The sequence below is a fragment of the Staphylococcus sp. 231237_7MaSpsaltlick genome (assembly GCF_043107035.1).
Window position 1 is genome coordinate 1 of sequence record NZ_JBICNX010000087.1, and the last position, 2,097, is coordinate 2,097.

2 protein-coding genes are annotated in these 2,097 nt (G+C 36.7%); both read right to left on the bottom strand.

The window, feature by feature from the left end; translation table 11 throughout:
• The coding region (merA, locus tag ACF91D_RS29890) for a mercury(II) reductase (RefSeq protein WP_392438346.1) at positions 1 to 1,313 on the bottom strand (1,313 nt) is incomplete at its 3' end.
• Between the two features lie 19 nt (positions 1,314 to 1,332).
• Positions 1,333 to 2,013: a cytochrome c biogenesis CcdA family protein gene (locus ACF91D_RS29895; protein ID WP_021459891.1), complete on the bottom strand. Its 681-nt coding sequence runs from the start codon at positions 2,011 to 2,013 to the stop codon at positions 1,333 to 1,335.
• Positions 2,014 to 2,097 lie beyond the last annotated feature (84 nt).

Below are 2,097 nucleotides of genomic sequence, written 5' to 3' on the forward strand. Positions count from 1 at the left end.
AAGCCTACTGTTGCTACCCCTGGATTTGTAAATGTCACGCCGGGAACCACTGATAAATCTAGTTTTTTATTTAATCCACCGATTGCATTATCGGCAACAATTCCACCTTCATATGCTGCTAGATAGACAAATTGAGGCCCTAATGTAACATCTCCTGCCGCATAAATCTTTTCATTACTTGTTCTAGCATAATCATTTATCAGTATTTCTTTTCGTTTTCCGACTTTAACCCCAGCTGCATTTAAATTCAACGTATCCGTATTTGGTTTTCTTCCTGTTGCAACAAGCAGCTGCTCTGATTCAATCACTTTTTTCTTGCCATCTACTGTAACATGAACCTTCTTTATCTCTCCAGATTGTTCTACACGCTCAAAAGATGCCCCTTTTACAAGGTTTATTCCTTGTTCAATTAAAGCTTTTTCTACTACTTCAGAAATCTCTGGGTCATACTCTTTTAACAGTCGCTCACTTCTTTGCATAAGCGTTACTTCTGAACCTAAGTTATGAAACAATTGGCCAAGCTCCATTCCGATATATCCTGAACCGATCACCGTTAATCGTTTAGGTACCTTTTTTATTTCAAGGAGCGTTGTACTTGTTAAATACTCCACTTCTTCAAGTCCTGAAATCGGCGGGAGAGAAGGAGATGCACCCGTTGCAATTAAAAAGCGTTTTGCGGAAAGTTTCTCCCCATTGACTTCAACCGTCTGTTCATCAGTAAATTTTGCTTCACCTACAATTAAGTCAATTCCATATTCATCAATTAGATCCACATATTTTTGATTGCGAAGCTCACTCACTAATTCATCTTTTTGCTTGATTAAGGGTGCTAATTCCACTTCTCCAGCAGATGTTTGTAATCCCGTAAATGGATTTACTTTTGCTAAATGATTAATTTCTCCAGCCCTAAGAAGTGTTTTTGATGGAACACAGCCAATGTTTACACATGTTCCGCCAACGGTTCCACGCTCAATCATGGCTACTTTTGCCCCGTATTCAATCGCTTTGATCGCAGCTGAAAAAGCCGAACCACCGGAACCAATGATAAGTAAGTCATAATCGCCTTCATTACCTAACACCACATTTTCTTGTGATGATATTTCTTCTATTTCTCCAGGTTGATATTTCGCCTCATCAATAGCCTTTTTTGCACTTTCAATCCCAATATCATCGGGTAATTCAAATAATACTTCACCGTGACGAAAACTAGCTTCTACATTCTTGGCACCAATATTTTCAAGTGCAACTGCTACATGTTCTTCACAACCCATACAAGTCATGCCACTAACTTTCATACTGATTTTCTTAGTCATTTTTTAACACTCCTTTTAATTATCGAAATATGCCACCCGGACCAATCCCCCAATAATAAGAAATATAAATTCCTGAAATTAAAATAACAATGGAGGAAATAAATTGGATCATTGCCATATTTTTAGAAAGTAATTGTTGGACATATCTTTTTGAAATCAAAGAAACAATGGTTATGGAAGTAACGACAACACCCATACCGATTGAGTACACAATAAATTTAAGTATAACCATCAATAACGAATTATCTTGCATAGATTCAGTGAGTACAAATAAAAAGGCTGGCAACGTACAACTTAATGATGTGATTCCATAAGCAATACCATAGAAATAAACTGATCGTTTACCCTGTTTAATATTAACTCTTAAAGGTAGAGAAACTTTTTTTCCAAGCAACATCCCTAGTCCCAAAAGAAAGATAAGTACGCCCATTAGAAATGACCAAATTGGAAAAACATTGATTAAAGCTCTACCTAATAACGATAATAGAAAACCGGCTATCACAAAAATAGTTAGAAATCCCAACGTCATAGACAATCCTAACCATAGCCCCTTTGAGATTGTCCTTATTAAGGAACGCCTTGTTTCAACCTCTCCTTCACCAATTAAATAACTAATATATGAAGGCAACATAACAATCCCGCAAGGATTAAACGCAGCAACTATTCCTGCTGAAAAAATAAATATAAAGGGAAACGTCATGAACTACTCACTCCAATACGTGTTAGTTCCTTTTGTAAATCATCGAAGGAAGGGTTAACCGCGTGATATATAACTTCTTGATTG

Bases quoted from the DNA above. Each gene is read 5' to 3' on its own strand.
- ACF91D_RS29895 (WP_021459891.1), bottom strand. From the start codon at position 2,013: ATGACGTTTCCCTTTATATTTATTTTTTCAGCAGGAATAGTTGCTGCG.